We start from the raw sequence: 19,793 nt of genomic DNA, 5'->3' as shown, positions 1-19,793 counted from the left end.
AGTTCGCCTCGATCATGCGAGGGAGGAGGGAGGCCATCGGACGAGGCGCTCTGTTGCTATGCTGTTTTGAGGACCGTCAGCCCAGCCGGATAGCTCGAGCGGACACTTTCCTCTCTATTCCATCGCTCAAAGGCAGCGCGGCCCAATATCGAAATAGAAGTATCTTCCTGCGGCGCGTGGACGAGCACGGATTGGATATCCCTGAAATGCCGTTCAAGTCCCAGGTCGGCACTAAGTCCCGGATTGCCGATGCCACGTACCGCGATCTGCACGGCTTCGCGCAGTTGTCGGCCTGCGATCAGCCGAGCCCTTATCATCTTTTCCGCGTCGCCATGGTTGGCGTCGAGCGCGCCGAAAATGATCTGCCGGGCGCCGGAGACAAGCAGGTCGATCTCACCTGAGAGCGTCACGAACCGCTCCGTGCGGGCGATGGGATGGCCCAGATTGGCGGGCACGCGCTCATGGGAGAAGCGGATGAAGGCAGCCTGGGCAGCCTCAGCCGCGCCGAGATAGATCGCGGTCAGCGCCAGCGTGATCGCAGCATGGGCGCGATTGTCCTGCTGAGCCACCGACGGATCAACGAGTTCCAGCACGTTTTCCGCTGGGATCTCGACGTCGGTATATTCGACGTCGTGCGAACCTGTGGCGCGCATGCCCAGGCTGTTCCAGTTCTCGATTACGTCGATGCCGGGCAATCCATTTGGCACGACGAACGTTCCGACGCGCGCGGGCGTTTCGTCGGTATGCGCCCAGACCAGGAAATGCGTAAGACCGTATGCGCCGGTGACGAAGCGCTTGCTACCGGTGATCGACCAGCCGCTTGTCGTGCGGCGGGCGACAGTCGCGGGCAGGCCGCCGCGGGCCGGAGACCCCAGTTCCGGCTCGACGCGTGCGGCGTTGAGCAATAGCGGTCTCTGTTTGGCCTCCGCCAGCAGGCGCCGGTACAGATCATCAGGCCAATGGTTCTTTGCGGCCTGGCCGAGATGATTGAAGATCGTCATGGCGCTGATCAGCGCCACCGAGGGATCACCTCGCCCCAACGCCGCAAGAATGTGGGCCGCATCAGCGAGCGTCGCGCCTTGACCGCCATAGCGTGTCGCAACGGTGCTCTCTAGGAGACCACTCTGATGAACGGCCCGGATACCGGTCCAGGGAAATTGACCGGTTCGATCCGCATCCGGTGCGGCGTCCGCGATAACGCGCACGGTTTCATCTGGAACGATTGTATCATGGGACATGCGGGTCGACGCTTTCTGGCTGTTAAGGCAGTCCTATCCCTAGGCAAAGGACGAGCAGATCCGGCTGCGTTGAGAAAAAAGGGACGTGCAGTCCGGCGCTCGGGCCAGACTGCGCGCATCACGCAGCACTCTTCTTCTTGTTCGCCTCTTCCCGTTCGCGAATGCCTTCACGCACGAGCGGCAGGATGTAGCGGCCGTAGTCGACCGCATCATTGTAATTGTCATAGCCGCGGATCGAGATCAGATCGCAGCCGAGATCGATGTAGTCGAGGATCGAATCTGCAATGGTGCGCGGCGAACCGACCAGCGCAGTGGTGGCGCCGCCGGCGTTGGTCGCGGTCACCGTCGGATACCATAGAGCGCGGTCATGCACATCGCCGCGTGCTGCGATGTCCAGAAGCCGCTGCGAACCGACATTGGCCGGGCGTGCAGCATTGAGCGGCGCACGGGCCAAGCCTTTCTGGCGGTTTTCGTTCAGCTGGTCGAGAACTCTATGCGCCTTTTCCCATGCCAACTCGTCAGTTTCCGCGACGATCGGCCGGAAGGTAACCCATATGCGAGGGCGATCCGTCCGGCCTGCCCTTGCCGCTTCCGCGTAGATCCGTTCGATCTGCTGCTTTGTTTCTGCAAGCGGCTCGCCCCACAGCCCGAAAATGTCGCCCAGCGAACCCCCGATGCGATACGCGGCATCCGACGAACCACCGACCGAAATCGGGATCACGCCACTGGTTGGGCGCACCGCGCTGCGGAATTGCTTGAACTGGTAGTATTTCCCATCGAAGTCGAAGGGTTCTTTGGACGTCCAGGCCAGACGAAGGATCCGGATATATTCTTCCTGGCGCTCGTAGCGCTCCTCTTTGTTGAGGAAGTCGCCTTCGCGGGCCTGCTCTTCGTCGCTGCCGCCTGCAATGAAGTGAACGACAACACGCCCGCCGCTCAATTGATCGAGGGTTGCAAGCGATTTGGCTGCGACCGTCGGATAGACGGTGTTCGGGCGCAAGGCGACGATGATCTTGATGTGCTTCGTGTGTGCCAGGACCGTGGCGCCGAGCGTGAAGGGATCGAAGGAGGCGGAGGAGTAGGGGATCAGCGTGTAGTTGAAACCATAGTCATCGAGGGCGCGTGCGTACCGCTCCAGGAAACGAGGATCCACAGGCGCGTCGGGAATGGGGTTGAGGTCGTTCGACGCGTTGGGAAAGCTTACGCTAATGAATTCCGCGGACATGTGAGCTCCTTCAGGTTGCAGACCATTGCATTGACGTTAAGGCGCGGCAGCGCCGCGAGGAAGACAGGTCATTCTCTTTCTATCGATTTTATAGAAAATATTCGCTATCGCGGCGGATGGAGTAGGACTCGCTCCCGGCCATGGCGTTGACACCTGATGCCTTCAACTGTCCTGGCATCGAGCCGTGTGGCCTGTAAATGGTTACGAGGCGGGCGACCAGCCAAGTCCTGGAGCGACTGTCTCGGCCAGGTCGGCCAGCAACCTTATGTTCTCGGCGAGGCCGAAGGCGGGGGGCAGGAAGAGCACGACCTCGTCTGCGGCTGCGAGGCCCGGGTCGTTGAACACGGCCTCAATCACTTGATCGGGCGTGCCTTGGAAGACAGGCGAAATCTGAGCGCCGGCTGGTTGGCTGGCGGGCGCGAGGGCACCTTTGGGACGCGACGCGGCAATTCCGATGGTGCGACGCTCGAGGTCATAGGCAGCGTATTTCTCTCGAAGTTCGGCGGTGGTCCCAACCAGGATGGAGGCGGCGACTGCGACCGATGGCGGCTCCGTTCCCCAGGTCGTGCGCCAGGTGGCGCGGAACGCCTCGATAATGCGAGCCTGATACTGCCCGAAAGTCTCGCCCTCGGCCTGGTCGTGCTGCACGGTTCCGGAGATAAGCCCGATCCCGAGCTCGGCTGCCTGCACTGCCGAGCTCAGGCTGGCCGACCCTTGTCGTATGCGGGAGCGCAGGGTCGGGCTATGCGGTGTTACGCGCAGTTCGGCGCCTTGCGGAGCACCCTGGCCTGGCGAAACGACCGTATGGAGGACTTCGCCTGCGATCGCTGAGAGGAAGCGTGCCTGGCGGCGTTTCGCTTCCGTCCGGGCGTCGGTGTCGACCGTACCGAACACAGCGTCGAACGCCGCGGTGGCACCGGTCGAGATCGCAAGTTCCAGCCGGCCATCGATGAGCAAGTCCGTCGTACCGGCCGCTTCGGCGAGCAGGATCGGGTCCTGATAGCGCATTGGGATGACCGCCGATCCCAGGTTGATGCGCTTGGTGTGCTGACCGGCCGCGGCAAAGAACGGAAGCGGTGAAGAGAGATAGTGGTCGAAGTGTCGCTGATAGGCCCAGCCCGACTGATAACCCAGCCGCTCTGCTTCCTTGAACAACTCGATCCCGTCGCGCAGACCTTGCGCCGGTCCGGCCTCGTCATTGAACGATACCCGGGTGTTGAAGCCGAGCCGCTGCTTTGGGCGGAACGACGCGGGCTGAGGATTTACAGTCGCAGCGATGGTCATGCGATCCTTTCCTCGTTGAAGATCCGCCGAGGTTGCGGGTGTGGTGCACGGGCGATACCAGCGGCGCCCGATGGGATCGATTCCAGCAGCGACCGAGTATAGGGCTGCTGGGGGTTTCCGAAGATGTCGGTGACGCTCCCATGTTCGACGATGCGCCCGCGCTGCATCACCGAGACGGTGTGCGCGAGTTGGCGCACCAGAGCCAGATCGTGGGAGACGAATACATAGGTCAGGCCAAGCCTGGCTTGCAGCGAAAGCAGCACCTCGACGATGTCGGCCTGAACGCTGACGTCGAGCGCGGAGGTCGGCTCGTCGAGCACGATCACATCAGGCTTGAGGACCAGAGACCTGGCGATGGCCACGCGCTGGCGCTGTCCACCTGACAAGGCTTCCGGCTTACGCAAGAGCAGGTGCTCGCCGAGCCCGACATTGGCCAGCGCTTCGCGGACCCGCGCGGAGCGCTCCTCGCGGGTTCCGATCTTGAACTGGTCGAGCGGTTCTCGTACCAGCTGCTCGACTTTCCAGGTCGGGTCCAGTGACGTGAACGGGTTCTGGTAGACGAGCTGCAGGTGGCGCCATACCGCGCGCAGCGACTCGGGCGGACGACCGTTGAGCTGCTCGCCGGCGACCGCAATGTTCCCGATGTCGGGTTGTTCGAGCCCAAGCAGCAGCCGGATTGCCGTCGTCTTGCCAGAACCGGATTCGCCGACCAGCGCGTGCGTGGTGCCAGCCTGGACGGCAAACGACACGTCGTTGACGGCCGTCAGAACCTTGCCGTCGACCGTGAAAGTCTTCGTGACGCCGCTAACCTCGATCTTCGGTGCCTTGTCGGTCTTGGTCCCGAGGAGACGGAAGGCGGGGTCTCGTAGCTTACGGTAACGATCGGGGTTGAGGGCTGGGACGTCGGCATGCAACTTCCTAGCGTATGCCGAAGCGGGCGCGGAGAAGACAGCCGTGGTGCTGCCGGCTTCCTGGACGATGCCGTCCTTGAGCACCACCAGAGAGTCCGCCCGCTCGGCGGCGATCGCCAGATCGTGGGTGATGAGGAGCAGGCTGATATCCAGTTCGTGCTGCAACTTGGAAAGCAAGTCGAGGATGCGTTTCTGGATCGTGACGTCGAGCGCTGACGTCGGCTCGTCTGCGACCAGCAGCAACGGCCGGGGGAGGACAGCAAGGCCGATCAGCACGCGCTGCAGCATGCCGCCGGACAGCTGGTGCGGGTAAGAGTCATAGACCCGCTGGGGGTTGTCGAGGCCGACCTGGGCGAAGGTCTCCAGGATGAGCGCCTTGCGGATTGCCTTATTGGGCTCGTCGACGAGTGCTGCCGCCTCCATCGCCTGGGCGCCGATCGTCCGCACCGGGTTGAGCGAGTTGCCGGGGTCCTGCGGGACAAACCCGATCGCACGTCCCCGCAAGGGCCGGAAACGACGCTCCGAGAGGCCCAATACCTCCTGGCCGTCGAACTCGACGCGGCCGTTAGCGCGTCCACCAGTGGCGAGCAGTCGCAACACCGCGCGGGCGATGGTCGACTTGCCCGAGCCCGACTCTCCGATGAGGGCGAGGCTCTTGCCGCGGCCGAGTTCAAACCCAACGTCGCTGACGACTTGCTGCGGTCCGTAGGAAACCGACAGCCCATCGATCCGGAGCAGGGGGGACGATCGCCGGAGCGCCGACCCGGTGACGTCAGTACGGGCGAAAAGCTCAGTCAGTCTGTCTTGCGAAGCCATCGGCTGATCCTGTTCACGGAGAGGACGGTTGCGATCGTGACGAATGCGGGCGCGTAAACCAGCCACGGCCATTTGAGGTAGTCCTTGCCGATCGAGATCAGCAGGCCCCAGTCGGAGGCCGGTGGAGGGTCGCCGTAGCCGAGGAAAGCGAGACTGGCGATCACCAGGATCGAGTCGCCGAACTGCAGCACTGCAAGCGGTAGCACCGAGCGCGAGGCGTTCGGCAGCACGTGGCGCCAAAGGATGTGCCAGCGCGATCCACCCAGTAGAAAGGAAGACTCGACGAATGTCGCTTGCCGGGTCTTGATGACCTCCGAGCGCATCACCCGGGCGAAGAGGGCCACCGCCGAGACGCCGGTTGCGATGGCGGCGTTCGTGGTGTCGAAGCCGATCGCCGTGACGACGATGACGGCCAGCAGGAATTTTGGAATCGCAAGCAGCACGTCGACCAGGCGCGCAAACAGAGTATCCACCCACCCGCCGAAGAAGCCGGCCAGCAGGCCGATGAGGCCACCGGCGAAAACGCCGATGACGACGGCGATCAGCGCGCTGGCGACCGAGGAGGCTGTGCCATAGACCACACGGGTATAAAGGTCGCGGCCGAGGTGATCGGTGCCGAACCAGTGCGCTGCACTTGGGCCCAGCAGCTTTTGAGCGGGAACGCCGTTGACCGGGTCATAGCTCGTGAACAGGCTTGGGGCGAGAGACCAGGCGATCGCCAGCGCGACGATTGCGAAAGAGAGCGCGACGACCGGCGGCACGCGCAGCGCCGTCAGCCGCCCGATCGCGGTGATGCGCGAGGTAGAGTGGGTGGAGGCGAGGGTCATGAGGTCACCACCTTGGAAATGCCGGCGGAACCTTCGTCGGCTGTGGTTGGACGACGCTCGGGCGTGCCAAGCAGTTTTACGCGCGGGTCGAGCAGCGGGTAGGCAAGGTCGGCGATCAGGTTGACGACCACGAAGACCACCGCTGCCAGAGAGACGACCGCCTGAAGCACGGGCAGGTCCTGAGTGCTCACCGACCGCTGCACCAGGCTGCCAAGACCGGTGCGTCCGAATACCGTCTCGGTGATCAGCGAGCCGCCGAGCAGTTCGCCGATGGTAAGCGCAATGACGGTAATGACCGGGAGCGAAGACGGCTTGAGCAGGTGCTTGGCGAACAGGCGCATTTGCCCGAGCCCGCGGCCCCGCGCGACGGCGGCGTATTCCTGGCCGGACTCATGATCGAGGTTGGCGATGAGCACTTCGGCGATTTGCGCGGAGATCGGGATGCCGAGCGCGATGGCTGCGAAAAGGGTCGCCCAGAAGCTGTCGGGCTCGATCACGCGGAAGACGCCGAGCTGGAAACCGAAGAGGTGGATCAGCACCAGGCCGATCACGAAGTTGGGCACCGACAGGAACAATGACGGGAAGCCCCGCAGCAAGCCTTGGCCAAAGTGTTTTGGAAGAAACTGCGTGCCATAGGCGATCACCGCCGCGAGCAGCAGCGCGACGACGAGGCCTGCAGAAGCAAGGATCAACGTCGATGGCAGCACCTCGGCGATCAGCGTCGCGACGGGCCGGTTGGTCCGCATCGACAGGCCGAGATCGCCGGTCACGAAGCCGGAAAAGGATGTCCACAACTGGACCGGGATCGGCTTATCCAGGCCCTGGGCGGCGATGATCTCCTTGATCTCATCCGGTGTGAACCCATTCTGGGGGTTGTTCAGGACATTGGTGATCGGGTCGCCGGGCAGGATGCTGACGACGACGAAGGTGAAGACATAGGCCAGCAGGATCACGACGATCGCCTGTACCAGGCGTTTTGCGGCGTAGTTTAGGTAGGCTTTGCTCATGCCGTCACCTTCTTACGTTGCTCGGTTGAATTGCGGGTTATTCGCTTTTCGAGGCCGTGTAGTAGCTGGCATAGGCGACGCCGTTATAGACTTCGCCCTTGAGCTTCGGGGATTGCACGTAGATCCGCTGGACGATTTGCGTGCGCGGGATGAAGTAGCCCTGATCGAGAATGTACTTCTGCAGTTCGTCGAGGAGCGGTTTGCGGCCTTCGATGGAACCGGCGCTGGCGATCTTGTCGCGGAGTTCGTTGAGCGTCTTGTCGCTCTCGTCGAGGGCGAACCAGTTCTCGCCGTTGTTGGCGTTCGTCAGGATACTGGCGACGGTGCCGGCGTCGATGAAGCTGCGCGTCACCTCGTAGGCCGGCACTGCCGGACCGCCGTATTTGACCTTTTGGCCGAAGGTGACGACATCGTAGGCACGGATAGCGACTTTCCAGCCGATCTTGCCGAGTTGCTGGGCGATGAGTTCGTCGACCGATTTCGAGGTTGCGAGGTAGGGGTTGGAATGCAGCGTCAGCACGAGTGGCTGGCCGTTCTTGGTGCGGATGCCGTCTGCGCCCTTGACCCAGCCCGCCTCGTCGAGAAGCTTCTCGGCCTTGTCGGGGTTGTAGGCCAAAAGCGCGCTTTGATCGGTCGCTCCCGGCACGTTGCTCTGGATGAAGGACGTCGCGAGCTTCCAGTCGGGCGTATAGACGGTGTCGATGATCTCCTGGCGGTTGATGCCGGCCTGCAGGGCCTGGCGGACTTTCACGTCGTCATATGGTGCAAGCTTGGTGTTGATTGCCCAACCATTCACGAAGCCGAGATAGCGCGGTGTCGCGGTGGTGAAGCCCTCTGCCTTCAAAGACTCCAGCTCCTGCGGCGAGGCGTTGTAGGCGACGTCGGCCTGGCCGGACTGGACAGCGGCCACGCGCAGCGAGGGCTCGGACACCAGCTTGTAGGTGATCGTGTCGAGATAGGCCGGACCAGTATGACCGACTGCCGCAGGCCCCCAGTTGTAGTCCTTGCGCTTGACCAGCTTGACGAAGTCGCCCTCCTTCCAGGAGTCGACCACGTAGGGGCCGCTGCCGGAGGTCTTACTGAGGTCGGCCTGCTGGGCTGCGGGCTGAGCGAGGGCCTTCGGGGAGATGAGGATCGAGCCGTGATAGCCGAGGGTCGGGATGAAGCCGAGCGTCGGCGCCTTGAAGAAGACCTTCACTGTGGTCGCGTCCACCGCCTCGGCGTGGTCATAGGTCTTCGGGAAGAGACCAATCGGGTTGATGCCTTCGCTCTTGCGGCCGGCGTACCAGATGTCGAGGTTGGCGACGACGGCCGACGCATCGAGCGCGGTGCCGTCGGAGAAAGTGACGCCGCTCTTCAGGTGCAGGGTGAACTCGGTGGCCTTGTCGTTCTGCTCCCAGCGTTCGGCGATCCAGGGGCTGACCTTGCCGTCAGCATCTACGTAAAGGAGCTTATCGGTGACATGGCCCCAGATGTGGCCCTGGAAGCTGGAAATGGCGCTGTTGTTCGGGATCCAGGTATCACCCAGCGAGTCGATCAGGAAGGTGATGTCACCGCCGTTGTGTGGGCTATCGGCACTCAGAGCCGGATTGAACTCAGCCGTTACCACCAAGGCGGCGATTGCCAACGCAGAGGTGGCGATCAGCAGACGCCGGGAAAGGGAGAACGGGGAAGAGCGTTCGATCATAATGCGGTCCTGTATTGTTTGCCAAGTAGATCACGACGCATAGCCTAAGCAGGGCAACAGGAGGGAGAAAGACCAGTTGTTCTTTTTCTACTAATTTTATGGATTATTTTGTTCGGTTTCTGGGTGTGTGAGGATCAGCTTTTCCGGGCTCAATGCATCCTTCGCCGTGGTTGGTGAAGCCGATCTATTGGCTGCTGGCCTTCGTGCTGGACCTCTCAGCCTCGTCTAAGAACGTTATCCCCTCGAATATCCGCACCGGAGGCAGTTCGCCGACGAACCGCTCTGCCTCCACCCTGGTAAGCTGTCCGGTCGAGCCTTGGGCCAATTGCGAGGTTCCGACATCACGGGTGAGGATGTTCGGATTGCCGTGGATGCACATGGCTTTGTCGGAGGCCGCATTGTCGGGTTCGAACCACGCACCCGTTGCAAGCTGCATCACGCCCTTTCGGACGTCCTCGCTGATCACCGCGGCTGCAAGGCAACTCCCGCGGGCGTTGAACAGCCTCACAATGTCGCCATCGGAAATGCCGCGTTCGGCCGCGTCAGCCGGGTTTATACGAACCGGTTCCCGCCCCTTTATCTTGGTGGAGCGGCTGAAATCGCCATAGTCCAGCTGGCTATGCAGCCGCTGATGCGGCTGGTTGCAGACCAGATGGAGCGGGAAGCGGCTTTTATCGTCCTCCGCCTCCGCCCTTGGCGGATACCATCGCGGATCGCCGCGGCAATCATCGTAACCGAAGCTTTCGATCCTCTGCGAAAAGATCTCGATCTTCCCGGATGGCGTTTGAAGTGGAGATGCAAACGGATCATGGCGAAAGGCACGCGCCGGTCCGCCATCGTCGGGTTTGAGCGGCAGGCGCATCTCTCCGCGTTCCCAGAACGTCTCGAAGTCGGGAGCTTCGTGTCCACCGGCTACGAGCGCCTTGCGCGTTGTTTCGAAAAGGAAGGTTAGCCATTCCCGGCTGGTCCGGTTTTCGGTGAACTCTTCGAATTTGCCGAGACGGCGCGCGATCTCAGAGAAGATTTCATAATCGTCCCGTGCTTCGCCGACCGGCTCGATCAGCTTCTTCATGGCGACCATCAGCGGATCGCGGTCCGCTGCCCCGATATCGTCACGCTCGAGCGTGGTCGTCGCCGGCAGCACGATATCGGCGTGGCGCGCAGACGACGTCCAGGCCGTCTCATGCACGATGATGGTCTCCGGTTTCTTGAATGCCGCCCGCAGCCTGTTGAGATCCTGATGGTGATGGAACGGGTTGCCTCCCGCCCAATAGACGAGGCGGATATCGGGATAACGCATCGCGTGGCCGTTGTAGTTGTACTCGTGGCCCGGATTGAGCAGCATGTCGGCGATGCGCGCGACGGGAATGAAATCCGACACGGCATTCTTGAATTGGCTGAGCGTCGGCAGCGGGACGGCGAGCTGGTGTTTGCCGATGTTGCCCAACGCACCAAGGGAATAGGAATAGCCGCCGCCATCCAGCCCAATCTGCCCGAGCATTGCGGCGAGCACGATGCCCATCCAGACCGGCTGCTCGCCATGGTCGGCACGTTGCAGGGAATGGCTGACGGTGATCAACGTCCTGGCGCGCGCCATGGAAAGCGCGAGGGTCTTTATGGCATCGACGCCGATGCCGCAGATGTGGGACGCCCAATCCGGGCTTTTTTCGACACCATCGATCCGGCCAAGCAGGTAGTCTTCAAAACGTTCGTAGCCGACCGTATATCGGTCGAGAAATTGGCGATCGTGCAATCCCTCGCTGACGAGCACATGCGCGAGGCCGAGCATCAGCGCGATGTCGGTGCCGGGTAAGATGGGCAGCCATTCGGCATTCACCTCAGCAGGAAAATCGTCTTCCAGGGGGCTCACGAGGACAAAACGCGCGCCTCGCGCGTGCGCGCCGTTCAGCGTCCGGGGCACGATATGGGCGCTGATGCCGCCGCCATGCACATCGGTGTTCTTGATCGCCATCCCGCCGAAGGCGACGACCAGTTCGCTGCTCCGCTCGATGGCATCCCAGGTGACACTCTTGCGGTCGAAATGGTCATATGGTCCCAACACATGCGGGATGATGACCATTGCCGCACCGGAGCTGTAGGTGTTGACGGAACTGACGTAACCACCCAGCACGTTCAGAAACCGGTGGATCTGGCTCTGCGCATGATGGAACCGTCCGGCACTAGCCCATCCGTAGGATCCCCCGAACACGGCTTCCGGGCCAAAGTTTCCGTAAACGCGCTGCAGCTCTTTTGCGACGAGGTCGGCTGCGCGCGGCCAGCTGACCTCGACATAGTCGTCCGACCCGCGATTCTGCGCGTGATCCGGCGCGCCTTCGAGCCAGCCGCGCCTGATCGCCGGCCGCCTGATGCGCATAGGGCTATGGGCGATCGCCGGAATGTTGCCCAGCAATGGCGACGGATGCGGATCGCCCGGATGAGGCCGGACCTCAAGACTTCCGTTTTCGTATCGGCCTGAAAACGCCCCCCAATGGGAACTGTGGGTCTTGAAGCTATTCATTTGACAGTATCCTCGGCGATCAAGCCGTTTTCAGAGTACAGCGCCGCGCGTCTTTTAAGACGCGCCAAGGACGCTGTAACGCTTTGAAATGCTGCATAATTCCTTAAATCGATTCCGATTTAAGGAATTATGCAGTAGCCGGCGAAACATGGTCTGGAAGGACTTTGCCGGGATTCATGATGCCTTTCGGATCGATGGCATTTTTGATGACCGCCATGAGATCCACGGCATCTCCGTGTTCCTGACGCAAATATTTGATCTTGCCTGTGCCCACCCCATGTTCGCCCGTCGATGTGCCATCGACCGAAATCGCGTATTCCACCATCTTCTTGTTGATGGCGGCGACCTCGTCGAGTTCTGCCTGGCTCGTCGGATCGACGGCGAAGACAACATGGTTGTTGCCGTCGCCGACATGGCCGAGAATGGCGGCCGGCACGCTGCAGCTACGCAGCAGTTCGCGCGTGTCGAGAATGCAGGCACTGAGCTGCGATACCGGCACGCAGACGTCGGAAGACCAGCCCTTGGCATTCGCACGCTGGGAAACGACGGCATAAAACGCATTGTGACGCGCCTTCCAGAGGCGGTTGCGTTCTTCCGGCGTATTGGCCCATTCGAAGTCCTTGCCGCCGTTGTCCCCGACGATGCCGGCGACCATCTCGACCTGTTCCTGCACGCTGGCCGGAGAGCCGTGGAACTCGAAGGCCAGTGTGTCCTCGATCTTCAAGGACAGGTTCGAATAAGCATTGACGGCTTCAATCAGACCGCGGTCCATCAACTCCATCCGCGCGACCGGAATGCCGAGCTGCACGACTGCGATGGCCGCAGCAACCGCCTGTTCGACATTCTCGAACGAGCAAAGCGCGGCCGAGGTCGTTTCCGGAATGCCATAAAGCCGAAGCGTCACCTCGGTGATGATGCCGAGGGTCCCTTCGGAGCCCACGAAGAGCCGCGTCAGATCGTATCCGGCCGACGACTTTCGTGCCCGCCCACCGGTTCGGATGATCTGACCGCTCGGCAGAACGACGGTTAGAGACAAGACGTTTTCGCGCATGGTTCCGTAGCGCACGGCATTCGTGCCTGATGCGCGGGTCGATGCCATACCGCCGATCGAGGCATTGGCGCCCGGATCGATCGGGAAGAACAGGCCCATGTCACGCAGATGAGCGTTCAACTGCTCGCGGGTCACGCCGGCCTCAACCGTGCAATCCAAATCCTCGGCGCTGATGCGGACGATCTGCGACATGCGGGAGAGATCGATGGAAACGCCACCCCGTACCGCGCTCAGATGGCCCTCGAGGGAGGTACCGGCGCCGAATGCGACGACCGGCACGCCTTCGGCCGCGCAGATCCGCACGGTTACCGCTACGTCCTCCGTGTTTTCCGCAAAGACGATTGCATCCGGAATCGCGGCGATGTGGTGGGATTCACCGCGGCCATGCTGCTCCCGCAAGGGCTGCGATGTGGAGAAGCGGTCACCGAAACGGTCGTATAGCGCCTCGATAAGAGCAGGGGAGAGCGCGCTCACTTGTCCGCTCCGCGCGACATCGGTGTCGTGAAAGAGCCGTCAAGAATGACGTGGCCAGGATGATCGAGATGCGCCGCCAGCCATTCGGTGAAGACCAGGGAACCCGGCAAGCAAAGAGACATGAGAAACCCCGGAATTGCGATCTGAGGTTTGCGGCCCGGCTGCGTTCGCGCGGGCGCGCACCTCGACTTTACGACAGGATCAGGCGACCAGTTTTGCGCCCTTGAGATGACGTTCGAGGAAGGGCAGGCTGTCCTGCCCCCAGTAAAGCTCGTCCTCATAACGGAATGTCGGCAGCCCAAACACACCGGCGTCCTTGGCGGTCTTGTAATTGGCCTTCCATATCGACAACACGGCGTCGCTCTGGGCACGCTCATCCAGCGCTGCGCCATCGAAGCCCGCGGCATCCGCGATTGCGCGACGCACCTGTGCGTCACCGATATTTTCTCCGCGCAACCAGAAGGCCTCCTGCAGCGCTTTCGTCAGCTTGAGCCAGTCTTTGCCCGCATCGATGGCGGCAAGGATCATGAAACCCGCCGGCGTTGGATCCGACAAGGCCGCGCGATTTTCGAAGTTCAGCGTTTTGCCCCGGACGGCCGCCCAACGCTTGAGATCCTTCGTCCAATAAGCTCGACGGGCCTCCGGCCGGTTACGAGAATAGATGGCGCCGTTATCCTCAATCAGGGGGATGACATAGGGGCGGATCGTAGCGTTTTGTTCGGAAGCCAGTGCCGCGAACGCGTCCAGACCGATGAAAGCCCATGGCGAGCCAATGCCGAAGAAATAGTCGATGATCTTTGTCATATTATAGTGCTCTCAAGATGTCCGGTCGCGTAGGATTGCGGCGTCGAATACAGAAAGTGCGCAGTCTCGGGCGACGAGAACCGCTGTTGGATCACGTCCGACTGCCACCGTCGCAAGCGCGCCTTCATAGAGAAGCGATAGATGAGCAGCCGTCTGGTCGGGCCCTAATTCGGCTTTGGAGATAATGGCACGGAAAATGTCGCTCACGGCCTTCTTATGCGTTCGGGCGACGGACACGACGCGTTCTGAGTCGCCATGCTCGGCCACCGCAAGAGCAAATGCGCAGCCCCGGAACTCCGGGCTGTCGGCCTTTTCATACAGGCGCTCGAAAATAACTCTCACCTGGTCTCTCGGAGCAGCCGTCGCGTCCAAGGCCTCCCGCAAGGAGCGAACAACACGTTCGTGGCGATCCTGGAGATAGGCCGCAACAAGATGATCCTTGGACGGGAAGTGTCGATATAGCGTTGCCTTTGCAACTTTCGCTTCTTCGATAATGCGATCTATCCCAACAGCCCGAATACCTTCGCTGTAAAATAGCCCGCCGGCTGCGGCGAGGATCTGATCTGATATGGGTTCTCTCATTGGATCGCTTCAGGTTGGTGGTTGCATCGTTGAACAATTAGACGGCGACAATCAGTTCGTTGCGGCGAGATCGGTGTTGCTCGCCCGATAGGGCCTGTCGACAAGTGATTGAATCGCGTCAAGCGCCAGTGCTTTGGTGAAGCCGCCTTGATGCTCCAATCTGCCAGCAAGATTCTGGACAACCTCATTGTAGGGTGTCGGAATATTGTGCAAACGACCCAGCAAGACGATTTCGCCGTTGAGAAAATCGACTTCACTCGAAGCGCCTCTGGTAAAACTCTGCCAGGTCGATTGTTGACCGGGATGGATGCCACTGTCCTGCGCTATGCGCCACCCGGAAAGATCTGCGGTCCGTTCAGAGGGTGAGGCGAGGTTATAACCGGCAGCCTCAAGAGCCTGGCGAGCTTCATTGACCAGCGCCTCGGCGATGGAGACGCGGACATCCTCGGCCCCAACGAACAATTCCAAGACGTTTCGGACGTTGTGAAGAAGTTTGGCTGATTTCCAACGGCGGATATCATTGCTGGTTTCCGCCAGATAATTAGCGCGGGTGAGGTCCGCCGCAATCTGCTCGGCCGTTTCATCAGAACCCGACGGGAAACGCCCTATGGTGACCACGCCGACCTGCGGATCACCCGCCACTGCAACGGAGCCGGTCTCGGTAAACCGTGCTGGCGTCAGAATACTAGCTCCGTAAACCCTGGCGAAAGTTCTGAGCGCAATCGCTTCTGTCGCCAAGCCATTTTGAAAAGTGACGACGGGGAGACTGGCAGCCGTTGCACCCCCCGAATCCGACACAGGACGCCATGACCAGGAGGCCAGGGAGCTTGCCGCGTCCTGAGTTTTGACCGTCAGCAGCAGGATATCATCGAGGGTCAATTTGGGCGGGTCGCTGAGGTCGAAAGCGTTAAGCCCGATCTGTCGCTTGCCGGAGGGACGTTGGTAGCTCAGGCCATACGTCTTTATATGGCCGATCTGTGCGCCGCGTCCGACGAGCGCATATGTGATGCCGGAAAGTTCGAACTGCGCAGCGAGGCTCGCACCCACCGCGCCTGCCCCCACGATAACGTATCGTGTCATCTCTCTTCCCAAATCTGATTTATGACCAAGGCGGACTAGCGTGTGGCGTCAGCGAGAAGGTCGACAAGCCCACGTTTCAAACATAGGCATGCAAATGGACCGAAGAAAGACAGGTCGTTCTCTTTCTACTGATTTCGTAGAAAATAGTTTGGAATTTGGGCGTTTTACGGCCACCTTAGTCTCCGCCGACCGTGGATCAAATAAGAAGCAAATTCTGGAAAATGCCTTCGGTAGATTCGGTGACGAGGGCGACCTTACCTGAAAGGTCGATGTTCAACTTGCTTCTCCTGGAAGGTTGGCCGGGCGGCGCATTCATCGCGCCGCCATCAGCTTGTGGACGGAGCCGGTGTTTCAGACCCGGTGATGCCAATGCTCGTCGAGCCGCGCCGGAGCGGCTTACGCCGCCGCGTTCAGGGTATTGAAGGCGGCCCGGTGCGAGGTGACGAAGTCCTGAACGGTCATCGGCGGCACGCCCGTCACTTCGGCGATGATCTTGTCGGCGCCCGAGAAGATACCGTTCTGGTAATCGAGGGCGATCGCGCAGAAATGCTGGATCAGAAATTCCGGCAGGCCGAACTTTTCCAGGCGATCGCGATAGGCGGGGATGGTCAGCGGCTGGTAGCTGATCTTGCGGCCGAGCACCTCGCTGATGGCCGCGGCGATGCCCGGCTGGTCAAGCTCGGTCGACCCATGAAGCGTGTAGGTCTTGCCGATATGGGCGGCCGGATCGGCCAGCAGCGAGGCGATCAGGCGGGCCTGGTCCTCGGCGGCGATCGGCGCATGACGGCCAGCGCCGTAGGGCAGATCAATGATGCTCTGCTCGACGATCGTCTTGCGTGCAAACGGGTAGAGCAGCCATTGCGAGAAGAAGGTCGGCCGCAGGTGGATGGTGGGAACACCCGACCAGTCGAAGACCCGCTCGGCGATCCAGTGATCGCGCGCCGCATGGCTCTTGGAGTCCTCGCGCGCGGAGATCTGCGACATGTTGATTACGGCCTTCAGCCCGGCGCGCCTGGCCGCATCGGCGAAATATGCCGTCGTCTGGATGATGCCGGGACGGACCGGATAGCAGAAATAGGCGGCAGTGGTGCCGGCGGCAGCGCGGATAACGTCGTCATGCTCGAAGAGGTCGCCAACCACGACCTCGGCGCCTTCGTTGCGAAGCGCGTCGGCGCGCTCGTCTTGCCTGTGGACCATAGCGCGGACGGAGTGGCCTTTTTCGAGCAGGCGTTGGACGGTGTAGCGGCCGGTCTCACCGGTTGCGCCGGTAACGAGGAACTTGTCAGTCATTTCTATCTCCTTGTGTTTGGCTGCATCATAAAGTGTGTAATTACACAGTTTTGGGTAAAAAGGGGAGCTACCCGCCGAGGTTCAGCTCCAGGATTTCATCGCGCATGCGCACGGCGCGGTCCTGTCCGACCTCCCGCTCAAACGCGGCCTGGGCGTTTTCCCAAAGGGGGACAGCCTCCGCCACCTTTGCGACGCCGGAGGGGGAGAGGGTGACATCGAAGGCGCGGCCGCTGTCGGCTCTCCCGGCGACAACCCATCCGGCTGCCTGCAGCGGCTTCAGCGCGCGGACGAGCGTCGTACGCTCCATGCTCAGCATATGGGCCAGACTGGTGATCTTGAGGCTCTGGTAGGCTTCTAGCAGCGACAGGATGGAGAACTGCGAGACCGACAGTTCGGCAGGCGCCAAATGATTGTCGTAAAGACGGCTCAGATGCCGCGCGTTCTGGCGGGCGGCGAGGGCGTAACAGAGATGGGGACCAGTGGGTGTCGGCATGGGGCACATCTAAATGTGCAATTGCACAGTGTCAAGCGCGAATCTCGGCGTTCGACGGACAAAGTAGAATGCTCGCCATATCCCGATTCCAAGGCTCATTGCTTGACGTGCAATTACACACTATATCCCGCAAGGTCGATGTCGAGTTTGGATCGCGCTCACGCGGCCACCCCAGAAATCACGCCTTCCGGAGAAACGTCATGACGGGCAGCAACGGAGAAAAGCACCCATTCCTCGATGATCTTGCCGATGACGCCGAACTGAGAGGGACGGTCCTGCGCCGTCCGGTTTCCGGCCGTGACAATATCAAGCGCCTGGTCGAGGCCGTCGGCACGCTCTATGCCTCGCAGACGCCGACCTTCTATGGGGCGATCGATCAGCGCCATTTCCTGCAATACAAGGCAACACTTCGCACCGGCCTCGATCTGGAAGCGGTAGGTGTCATCGAGCGCGACGAGACCGGGCTCGTTCGGCGCGTGACGATGACGTTTTTGCCTTTGGACGCTGCGCTGTCGCTGTCGGCAGGACTGGGCGGCATTGTCGGGGAGGGGTTTGGTGACGATCTCTTTTACGACGCGTCGGTCAACGAGATCACGGCGTCCTGATTGCCAGACTCGCATACGATCGCACGCAATGGCGCCGGAGGCTGGGCTACAGCCAGCCCCCGGCCTTTTCCACGCCATCAGCCGCGAAGGAACGCCAGCAGATCGGCGTTCAATCGGTCCTTGTCGACATGCAGCAGCCCATGGGAGCCGCCTTCGTAGACAATGAGCTTGGCATGTGGAACGAGCCCGGCGGTCAGTTTCGCGGAGATTTCCAGCGGGACGATCTGGTCGTCGCTGCCGTGGACCACCAGCGCGGGAACGGTGATCTTCTTGAGGTCGTCGCGGAAATCGGTTTCGGAGAAGGCGCCAAGCGCGTGATAGGCGGCAAGAAACCCGGTTGCCTGTCCCTGACGCCAGTAGCTCTCCCTAAGACCTTCCGAGACGTGCGAGCCCGGACGGTTGAAGCTGTAGTACGGCATGGTGACGTCGAGATTCCACTGCGACCGGTTTGCCTGCACAGCGGCGCGGAACGTATCGAACAGCTCCTTTGGCGCTCCGTTTGGATTGGTCGCGGTCTTGAGCAGGAAGGGTGTCACCGAGGAGACGAAGGCGACCTTGGCGACGCGGCTCTGGCCGTGACGCGCGACATAACGCGCGACCTCGCCACCGCCCATCGAGTGGCCGACGAACGTTGCCTCGCGCAGATCGAGCGCTTCGACCAGTTGCGCCAGGTCGTCGGCGAAGGTGTCGTAGTCGTAACCGCCGGACGGCTGGCTCGACCGGCCAAAGCCCCGACGGTCATGGGCGATGACGCGATAGCCGTTCTGCAACAGGAAGAACATCTGGTCCTCCCAGGCGTCGGACGAGAGCGGATAGCCATGGCTAAATACCACGGCCGGACCGGTGCCCCAGTCCTTGAAGTAGAGGTCGGTGCCGTCTTTCGTGACCAGGCGGTCGCCTGTGAGCTTCCCGGCATGGACTGACGCGGGCGTTTTTGCTGCCGCCAAGTTCGCACTGGCACCGGCCGCCGCCAGTCCGACGCCGGCGATGGCAGCCCCTTTCAGCAGGTTGCGCCGGGAAGCACTGTCGGGTGTTGAGATCGTAGACATGAGGAAACTCCGTGAGATTATGCCGCCTGGGCGGCGCGAGTGGGTAATGTGGTTGGACGTATCGCCGCGATGTTCAGGCCGGGTGCGGGGATCAGAAGCCGAGCCTGCGCAGATCCTCCGCGACGAACATCTGGCCGCTGCGATTCTTGACGCTCGGCAGCTCGGAGACTTTTGCGCGCCAGGACTTCAGCGCGGAATGATCTTCAGGGATGGCAATGCCGGCGGCGTCGGCAAACATCAGCCCGGCAAACACCGTGATGTCGGCCATCGAGAATGCATCGCCGGCGACGAACGACTGGTCCTGCAACAATCTGTCGAAATATGTCATGCCGGCGAGCGCCTTGTCGCGCTGGCGGTTGCCCCAGTCCTGGCGGCCAGCCCATTCCGGGCTCTTGAACACTCGTAGCTCGGCGCCGAGGCCGGGCGTCGCGTGGTGGAAATAGTTGCCGACCGCATCGAGCAGCTCGGTCTCGGCCCGCTTCTGCATCATGTGGATGACGGCCTTTTCCTTTGGCGTCTTGCCGGTGAGCCGCGGATCGCCGTTGAGATTGTCGAGGTATTCGGTGATGGCAGTGGCCTCCGCGATGTAGGTGCCGTCCTCGAGCTGGAGCACCGGCAGCACGCCCGAGGGGTTCTTTTGGAGGAAGGCGGGTTGCTTGTGTTCGGCACCGATAAGATCGACGGAAACAAACTCGACCTGCGGTTCGAGATCCTTCTCGGCGAGCACGATGCGGATGCGGGCCGGATTGGGAAACCCGGGGCGATCGAAGATTTTCATGGGAGACTACTTTATCTGTCTATCGATAGATAGGTTACAGTCGTCGTTTATCCCTTCCCTTTTCCGGCGTCAAC

At 61.4% G+C, this 19,793-nt stretch carries 18 protein-coding genes; 1 reads left to right on the top strand and 17 read right to left on the bottom strand.

Translation table 11 applies throughout. From position 1 onward, the window contains the following. Positions 1–56 precede the first annotated feature (56 nt). The 15 genes from ACD590_RS25520 to ACD590_RS25450 all read right to left on the bottom strand — a co-directional run bounded on the left by ACD590_RS25520 (position 57) and on the right by ACD590_RS25450 (position 17,287). On the bottom strand, positions 57–1,238 hold the full coding sequence (locus ACD590_RS25520; protein WP_439003648.1) for an acyl-CoA dehydrogenase family protein: 1,182 nt from the start codon (positions 1,236–1,238) through the stop codon (positions 57–59). 118 nt (positions 1,239–1,356) lie between these two features. Next, positions 1,357–2,463, bottom strand: coding sequence for an LLM class flavin-dependent oxidoreductase (locus tag ACD590_RS25515; protein WP_018245534.1), 1,107 nt, complete (start codon positions 2,461–2,463; stop codon positions 1,357–1,359). Positions 2,464–2,664: 201 nt separating this feature from the next. Further along, on the bottom strand, positions 2,665–3,747 hold the full coding sequence (locus ACD590_RS25510; RefSeq protein WP_130729664.1) for an LLM class flavin-dependent oxidoreductase: 1,083 nt from the start codon (positions 3,745–3,747) through the stop codon (positions 2,665–2,667). Further along, on the bottom strand, positions 3,744–5,474 hold the full coding sequence (locus ACD590_RS25505) for a dipeptide ABC transporter ATP-binding protein (RefSeq protein ID WP_439003647.1): 1,731 nt from the start codon (positions 5,472–5,474) through the stop codon (positions 3,744–3,746). The genes ACD590_RS25510 and ACD590_RS25505 overlap by 4 nt, the downstream gene beginning before the upstream one ends. Next, positions 5,453–6,301 carry an ABC transporter permease gene (locus tag ACD590_RS25500; protein WP_130729662.1) on the bottom strand — a complete coding sequence of 283 codons (849 nt, stop codon included), beginning with the start codon at positions 6,299–6,301 and terminating at the stop codon, positions 5,453–5,455. The genes ACD590_RS25505 and ACD590_RS25500 overlap by 22 nt, the downstream gene beginning before the upstream one ends. Then, positions 6,298–7,308: an ABC transporter permease gene (locus ACD590_RS25495; RefSeq protein ID WP_018245538.1), complete on the bottom strand. Its 1,011-nt coding sequence runs from the start codon at positions 7,306–7,308 to the stop codon at positions 6,298–6,300. Before ACD590_RS25495 ends, ACD590_RS25500 begins: the two co-directional genes overlap by 4 nt. Before the next feature lie 37 nt (positions 7,309–7,345). Beyond that, the gene (locus tag ACD590_RS25490) at positions 7,346–8,995 is read right to left on the bottom strand and encodes an ABC transporter substrate-binding protein (protein WP_439020986.1); all 1,650 of its coding nucleotides are present in this window, start codon (positions 8,993–8,995) and stop codon (positions 7,346–7,348) included. A gap of 184 nt (positions 8,996–9,179) precedes the next feature. Next, complete coding sequence (locus ACD590_RS25485) at positions 9,180–11,513, bottom strand: molybdopterin guanine dinucleotide-containing S/N-oxide reductase (protein WP_439003645.1); 2,334 nt, start codon at positions 11,511–11,513, stop codon at positions 9,180–9,182. 127 nt (positions 11,514–11,640) lie between these two features. Continuing rightward, positions 11,641–13,038: an FAD-binding oxidoreductase gene (locus ACD590_RS25480; protein WP_439003644.1), complete on the bottom strand. Its 1,398-nt coding sequence runs from the start codon at positions 13,036–13,038 to the stop codon at positions 11,641–11,643. Next, entirely contained in the window at positions 13,035–13,160 is a 126-nt protein-coding gene (locus ACD590_RS25475; RefSeq protein WP_281365504.1) for a hypothetical protein, read from the bottom strand. Before ACD590_RS25475 ends, ACD590_RS25480 begins: the two co-directional genes overlap by 4 nt. A gap of 79 nt (positions 13,161–13,239) precedes the next feature. Further along, positions 13,240–13,842 carry a 2-hydroxychromene-2-carboxylate isomerase gene (locus tag ACD590_RS25470; RefSeq protein WP_018245543.1) on the bottom strand — a complete coding sequence of 201 codons (603 nt, stop codon included), beginning with the start codon at positions 13,840–13,842 and terminating at the stop codon, positions 13,240–13,242. 12 nt (positions 13,843–13,854) lie between these two features. Next, positions 13,855–14,424 carry a TetR/AcrR family transcriptional regulator gene (locus tag ACD590_RS25465; RefSeq protein ID WP_018516835.1) on the bottom strand — a complete coding sequence of 190 codons (570 nt, stop codon included), beginning with the start codon at positions 14,422–14,424 and terminating at the stop codon, positions 13,855–13,857. A gap of 51 nt (positions 14,425–14,475) precedes the next feature. After that, on the bottom strand, positions 14,476–15,504 hold the full coding sequence (locus ACD590_RS25460) for a ketopantoate reductase family protein (protein ID WP_439003643.1): 1,029 nt from the start codon (positions 15,502–15,504) through the stop codon (positions 14,476–14,478). 396 nt (positions 15,505–15,900) lie between these two features. Further along, positions 15,901–16,794, bottom strand: coding sequence for an NmrA family NAD(P)-binding protein (locus ACD590_RS25455; protein ID WP_018516833.1), 894 nt, complete (start codon positions 16,792–16,794; stop codon positions 15,901–15,903). A gap of 67 nt (positions 16,795–16,861) precedes the next feature. Continuing rightward, positions 16,862–17,287, bottom strand: coding sequence for a MarR family winged helix-turn-helix transcriptional regulator (locus tag ACD590_RS25450; protein WP_018245547.1), 426 nt, complete (start codon positions 17,285–17,287; stop codon positions 16,862–16,864). A gap of 200 nt (positions 17,288–17,487) precedes the next feature. On the opposite strand from ACD590_RS25450, the gene ACD590_RS25445 reads away from it, so the two are divergent. After that, positions 17,488–17,892, top strand: coding sequence for a hypothetical protein (locus tag ACD590_RS25445; protein WP_222317833.1), 405 nt, complete (start codon positions 17,488–17,490; stop codon positions 17,890–17,892). A 77-nt stretch (positions 17,893–17,969) separates the two neighbouring features. Here the strand turns inward: ACD590_RS25445 and ACD590_RS25440 are convergent, their stop codons facing one another. Both ACD590_RS25440 and ACD590_RS25435 read right to left on the bottom strand, forming a co-directional pair. Beyond that, entirely contained in the window at positions 17,970–18,941 is a 972-nt protein-coding gene (locus ACD590_RS25440; RefSeq protein ID WP_018245549.1) for an alpha/beta fold hydrolase, read from the bottom strand. A 91-nt stretch (positions 18,942–19,032) separates the two neighbouring features. Next, positions 19,033–19,719 carry a glutathione S-transferase family protein gene (locus ACD590_RS25435; protein ID WP_439003642.1) on the bottom strand — a complete coding sequence of 229 codons (687 nt, stop codon included), beginning with the start codon at positions 19,717–19,719 and terminating at the stop codon, positions 19,033–19,035. Positions 19,720–19,793 lie beyond the last annotated feature (74 nt).

The sequence above is a fragment of the Rhizobium sp. 862_C5_N1_2 genome (genome assembly GCF_051811205.1).
In the GTDB taxonomy this organism is placed as follows: Bacteria; Pseudomonadota; Alphaproteobacteria; order Rhizobiales; family Rhizobiaceae; genus Rhizobium; species Rhizobium leguminosarum.
The sequence above is the reverse complement of the archived record's forward strand: the minus strand, read 5'-3'. Positions and strand labels throughout refer to the sequence as shown.